Below are 5,504 nucleotides of genomic sequence, written 5' to 3'. Positions count from 1 at the left end.
TAGTATACCGAGTTCCCTACAAGAAGAATTATAAAGAAAAAATAAGCTCAGGGAAACATTTTCATTACGTTTTGTGCCTGAGCGAAGCGAAAGGAATGGATATAACAATGACAAAACTTCAATCCCATTCGTACTAAATTCTGCATTCGCAATATAAGCAAGCTGATTGATATTTGAACCGATTTTGTTTAATTCATAAATCACTTTTTCATAATTTTTATCGTCTGCCTTTCTTGCCTGTCCAAACAAAATCAAATCTCGTATGTATGCAGATTTTGTCATGCCTAGAGCATTAGCTTTATCATTGAGTAATTGTAATTCTTCATCAAATAAGTAGACTTTAAATGTCCGTTTTCGGTATCTATGATTTTCGCTCATGATTGTTCCTTTCTTTTTCAAGCAATACTGAAATAAATTCTTTTGGTAAAATGAACTATATGTTTGTTATGAACAAATTAGGGGGGTATTAGGGGGAACACCCCAGTGTAAACGACTAACAAGCGGATTAATACTACAACGAAGTGAGAGCATTAATCCCCTGCTTGCTAATGATAAATTTTGAGTATCTTTCCCATTTTGCCAACGCACAAAATTGACTACCCTATCTTCTTTTTCGTGTTCAGCCTTTTTGACTTGAAGCACGAAAAAACAAATTTTATTTCAAGTTCTACATACCAAAATCAACAACGTAACACCACATATGTTGGTGGGGATATTCTTTCCATTTTGCGGTGTTCTCCCCCACCCTCTACGGTGTTGCGTTCTTCTTTTTTATGGCATCTTCCACATCCACGAACTACCTCTTTTTACAGATTTAACACCTAATTCTTGTTTTACATTTTCTATAGTTCTTTTAGATACTCCTAACGTTCTAGCCTGTGTGAAAACAGATGAAGCAGGCACTTCTCGCCCATCACTTAAAATATTTTTGAGAAAGTCTATTGCTATCTTATGTTTATCCGCATTAGCCCCTCCCGACAATAATTCATCCGCTGAAACATCAAATTCTCCCATCCATTGAAAACCACTTTCACTAAGTCTAAAAGCCATTGGTTCACCTTCTCTTTCAAGGTTGTTTTTGATTTGCACAATTGCTCGGACACCACTGTCATTTGGTGTTCTCCCTACTAAAAGAACGCTCCTTGCAATTGCAAAAAAGTCAATAGAACCGATTCCTCGATAAGCCGCCTTTGTTCCACTGCTTTTATTCATATGCCCCACTAAAACCACTGCACAACCAGTCCTCTCTGCCATGGCACTTAGCTTTTTTGTCATCTCTCTTGCTTCATTTGCTCGGTTCATGTCTACTCGGTCTCCCAAATATGCTTGCAGAGGGTCTAAAATCAATAGCTTGGCATTTTGCTCTCTAATTGCAATTTCTAACCGTTCATCATCCATATACAAACTCTGCTCCGTATCATCTATCACTTTAATTTTAGAACAGTCTGCATTTGCACTGAGCAATCTCGGTTTTACTGTATCTGCTAATCCGTCCTCTGCTGTTTGATAAATTACATTCATTGGCTCAGATATCTCCATGCTTTCATCAAACCCTTTGCCTTGCGATAACTGTGCTGCTAACTGCAAGACAAATGTTGTTTTCCCTTCTCCTGGGTCTCCTTGTACAATTGTTAATTTACCAAATGGTATGTATGGCTTCCACAGCCACTTTATTTCTTCTGCCTGTACTTCATCCATGCTGATAATTTTCACTTTATTTTCCATTTTGTTTTCCTTTCTCTTGCTCTATGCCATACCATTATGATAAAATTAATTGAGAATTTATTTTTACCTATTAGGTATGGCTCTTGTATCTTCCAAATACAAGGGCTATTTTTTTGTAATAAAATTGTCATTAAGTATCATATTAAGTTGCTCCAACAGGAATCTAATTTCTTCCAAAATATCTTCTAACTCTTCTTTTGGAACTTGCCCTATTTGTTCTCGCAAGCGCCTAATCTCGATGCTTAATCGGTCACTTTGATACTTCCCTGCATTTATCTCCACTTTTTTGTATAAAAGAGATTTTCTACAGTATTCCCCTTTCGGCATTCCAGTCACTTTAACACGTGCTTCTATCGCTTTTCGTTCTTCCAACGTTGCTCTAAAACAAATAATCTGATTTCGTTTTCTATTTTTGTCTAACCCACTCACTATAAATTCTCCATATATTCATTTTGTAGTTTTTCTGCTAATTTTTTTTGCTTATCTGGATATAAATGTCCATATACACTTAATGTTATGTTAGGAGATTGATATCCTAAACGTCTCGACACTTCCAATATTGGCACTCCCATATGTATCAAATGCGATGCATGACTATGTCTTAAGTCATGGATTCTAATTTTTTTTACCCCACTTTTTTTAATCCCTCTCTGCATCTCATGCTCCAAAAAGTATTTGGTAATCTCAAAAACTCTATCCTCTCGTTGCGGTTTATACGTACTACTTATATAGTCCTCCAAATCTGCCATTAAAAATTGAGGAACAGATATAGACCTTTTGCTATTTGGTGTCTTGGGGTCTGTGATAACATCCCGCTTCCCAATTCTTTGATATGACTTTGTTATATTAATCATATTTTGGTCAAAATCAACATCCCCTATTGTTAAAGCAAGTAACTCTCCCAAACGCATCCCCGTCCAATATAGAACTTTAAAAGCAATATAAGACTGTCTCTTATCAATCAATGCATCATTAAATTTAGTAAACTCCTCTTGTGTCCAAAACTGCATCTCCTCTGCATGACTTTTTCCGATGCTTCCTGCTTTACGCGCTGGATTATTTGGTAAATTATAATATTTTTCTGCATAATTAAAAATCGCAGATAATTGATTATTTATAGTTTTTATGTAGGTAGGCTTATAGTTTTGCTTTAACAATTCATTCTGCCACTTTCTCACGTCAACTGGCGTTATTTCATTGATTCTTTTTGATGCAAAATACGGTAAAATCTTGATATCTATAATATATCGTTTTGTTTGCATGGTATGCTCTCTCAGACGATTACTCATGTCTTGATAATATATATCAATAAAATCACCAAATAGCATGTTAATATCACTTTGTTGTGTAAGCAAAAATTTTTGTAACCACTCTTCTGCTTCTCTTTTTGTACAAAAGCCACGTTTTGTTGATTTTTTGCGAATCCCTCTCCAATCTGTAAATCGATACTGTATCATCCATTTACCTGTTTTGGGGTCTTTTTTAGCACTTGATGCCATATTTAATCCCCCCTTACTTACCATATCCATACCATTTCTCTTCCAAGTAACGCCGTGGGCATTTACCCGATACTGTAATAAAGCCTTTTTTGTCTAGTTCGTTGTTAAGGCGTCTGATAATCTTGTAAGCCTGTCCTGTAGACACTCCTAGGGTCTCTGATAGTTCTGTTGCTGTTACATAATTTTTCTCTTCTGTGTTCATATTATTTCACTCCTTTTATTTGTATATTACTCGCTACTTATCTATATATTATATGTAGTGATGTATATTGTTAATAGTGATTTCATATTTATCTAGAATTCGTATTATATAAATGATATAATATATTTATCTTAAAATATGAAAGGAAATAAAAATGACTATTGGAGAGAAAATCAAATATTGCAGACAACAACTCGGCATCACACAAACTCAATTAGCAGAATTAACTGGTATGCATCCTGTTTCCATTAGAAAATATGAAACAAATAAGATGCAACCTTTAGCACCACAATTAGAAAAATTATCTGATGCTCTTGGCATTAGCTATAATGCCTTGAGTGGTAATGCTAGTGCTGGATTGCGCCTTAAAACTCTCGGAGATTTAATGGGAATCCTCATTGTATTTTGTAATACAGGTCTCATTAAGTTTTCTGGAGATAGAAATGAAGATAGTTTATTAAAAATTGAAACTGTAAAAATACAGGTAAACCCTATTCTCTCACCTTATATAGCTATTGACTATACTACTTTAAATGAAACTCAAAGCCTTCCATTACAAAATACATTTATTAATATAAAAATTGAAAAGCTTTTAGAGGATCTTTTAGTTTGGGAAAAAATAAATTTTCTTTATCAGCAAGCATTAGAATCTGCGGGAGAAGCTCCCAATAAATCTACACAGTTTTTTATAAATGAAATCAAAGATAAAAAAGAACGAATCGAGCTAGAACTGCAACGTTCTCAAATGATGCTCGATATTTCTCAAGAAGTGAAAATAAACTTAAATACTAACTATTAATATAATCTACATTCACTTTTGTACTCAAAATGTACTCAGGCACAAAAAAAGAACCTAGAATCCCTTGATTTTTCAAGGTTTCTAGGTTCTTTCTTTCTATTCAAACTCCAGACAGACAGTATGCCATATAAGTGAAAATCATTGATTTTAAGGCATTTTCAGGAACTATTAACCACTAAAATCTATATGAAAAAAAATAAAAAATGCAATAAAAATGCAATCGAAGTACATTCAGATTTATAAGATAGACCAGCAAAACCTCAATATCTTTCCTTTATAGACGTTCAAAACTGAGCGTCTATTTTTTTACCCTAAAACTAGAAAGGACGTGATACCACGAAGAAATCACCACCGCCGGAGCGTTCCCCTCCGCTTCCAGACCAGAACCCAAAACCAACTATCAAACACAACATTCAGAAAGGACAGGTACATCTATATGGAATTAAAATTTGTTATCCCCAACATGGAAAAGACATTCGGCAACTTGGAGTTTGCCGGAGAAGACAAAACAGAACAAAAAAGAATCAACGGACGCATGGCGATACTCTCTCGCAGCTTCAATCTTTATTCAGACGTACAGAGGGCGGATGATATTGTGGTTATCCTCCCTGCCGAAGCCGGAGAAAAACATTTTGACTTTGAAGAACGTGTGAAGCTCGTCAATCCCCGTATCACCGCAGAGGGCTATAAAATCGGCACAAGGGGCTTTACCAACTACATTTTGCACGCTGACGATATGATAAAAGCGTAAGGAAAAGGAGGACATCAGACTATGAGATTAGCAAACGGAATCGTGATTGACAAGGAAGCAACATTCGGGGCATTGAAATTTTCTGCCCTCCGCCGTGAGGTTCACCTCCAGAATGAAGACGGCTCGGTATCAGAAGAAATCAAGGAGCGTACCTATGACTTAAAATCCAGAGGACAGGGGCGTATGATTCAGGTTTCTATCCCTGCCAGCGTGCCATTAAAGGAGTTCGATTACAACGCAGAGGTGGAACTTATCAATCCGGTGGCAGATACCGTGGCAACGGCTACCTTTCAGGGAGCAGAGGTGGACTGGTACATCAAGGCAGAGGATATTGTCCTGAAAAAAGGGGCTGCCATGAATCCCCAGACACCGAAGAAAGACGCTCCCCCTGTAAAATAGCAGCTAAATAAAAGAAAAGCGAAAGACTAACTATTAAAAGTCAAGTCTAAAATGAAAGGTTTTTAAATGAATTGCAAAAATGCATTTCAGATATAGTTGAACCTTGAAAACTGCATGACAAACAGAGTG

At 36.0% G+C, this 5,504-nt stretch carries 8 protein-coding genes; 3 read left to right on the top strand and 5 right to left on the bottom strand.

Annotation, left to right across the window (positions count from 1 at the left end):
* From ACTQXY_RS15055 to ACTQXY_RS15035, 5 genes are all read right to left on the bottom strand, one after another.
* Window positions 1-378 (bottom strand): plasmid mobilization protein (locus ACTQXY_RS15055; protein ID WP_441660152.1); only part of this gene is annotated, 378 nt, incomplete at its 3' end.
* Window positions 379-771: 393 nt separating this feature from the next.
* Entirely contained in the window at window positions 772-1,725 is a 954-nt protein-coding gene (locus ACTQXY_RS15050; RefSeq protein WP_441660151.1) for an AAA family ATPase, read from the bottom strand.
* Between the two features lie 105 nt (window positions 1,726-1,830).
* Entirely contained in the window at window positions 1,831-2,154 is a 324-nt protein-coding gene (locus tag ACTQXY_RS15045) for a plasmid mobilization protein (RefSeq protein ID WP_441660150.1), read from the bottom strand.
* A complete protein-coding gene (locus tag ACTQXY_RS15040; protein WP_441660149.1) occupies window positions 2,154-3,254 on the bottom strand; it encodes a tyrosine-type recombinase/integrase in 1,101 nt (366 codons plus the stop codon). Before ACTQXY_RS15040 ends, ACTQXY_RS15045 begins: the two co-directional genes overlap by 1 nt.
* Window positions 3,238-3,426, bottom strand: a complete 189-nt coding sequence (locus tag ACTQXY_RS15035; RefSeq protein ID WP_441660148.1) for an ICEBs1 excisionase — start codon at window positions 3,424-3,426, stop codon at window positions 3,238-3,240. Before ACTQXY_RS15035 ends, ACTQXY_RS15040 begins: the two co-directional genes overlap by 17 nt.
* 154 nt (window positions 3,427-3,580) lie before the next feature.
* Here ACTQXY_RS15035 and ACTQXY_RS15030 point away from each other — a divergent pair, with 154 nt between their 5' ends.
* The 3 genes from ACTQXY_RS15030 to ACTQXY_RS15020 all read left to right on the top strand — a co-directional run bounded on the left by ACTQXY_RS15030 (window position 3,581) and on the right by ACTQXY_RS15020 (window position 5,375).
* The gene (locus ACTQXY_RS15030; RefSeq protein ID WP_441660147.1) at window positions 3,581-4,225 is read left to right on the top strand and encodes a helix-turn-helix domain-containing protein; all 645 of its coding nucleotides are present in this window, start codon (window positions 3,581-3,583) and stop codon (window positions 4,223-4,225) included.
* Window positions 4,226-4,661: 436 nt separating this feature from the next.
* Window positions 4,662-4,976, top strand: a complete 315-nt coding sequence (locus ACTQXY_RS15025) for a DUF961 family protein (RefSeq protein WP_441660146.1) — start codon at window positions 4,662-4,664, stop codon at window positions 4,974-4,976.
* 21 nt (window positions 4,977-4,997) lie between these two features.
* Window positions 4,998-5,375, top strand: a complete 378-nt coding sequence (locus ACTQXY_RS15020; protein WP_009009569.1) for a YdcP family protein — start codon at window positions 4,998-5,000, stop codon at window positions 5,373-5,375.
* Window positions 5,376-5,504 lie beyond the last annotated feature (129 nt).

This window comes from Faecalimonas sp. LCP19S3_D12 (genome assembly GCF_052121495.1).
GTDB lineage: Bacteria > Bacillota > Clostridia > Lachnospirales > Lachnospiraceae > Faecalimonas.
This window is presented reverse-complemented; position numbering and strand designations above follow the sequence as displayed.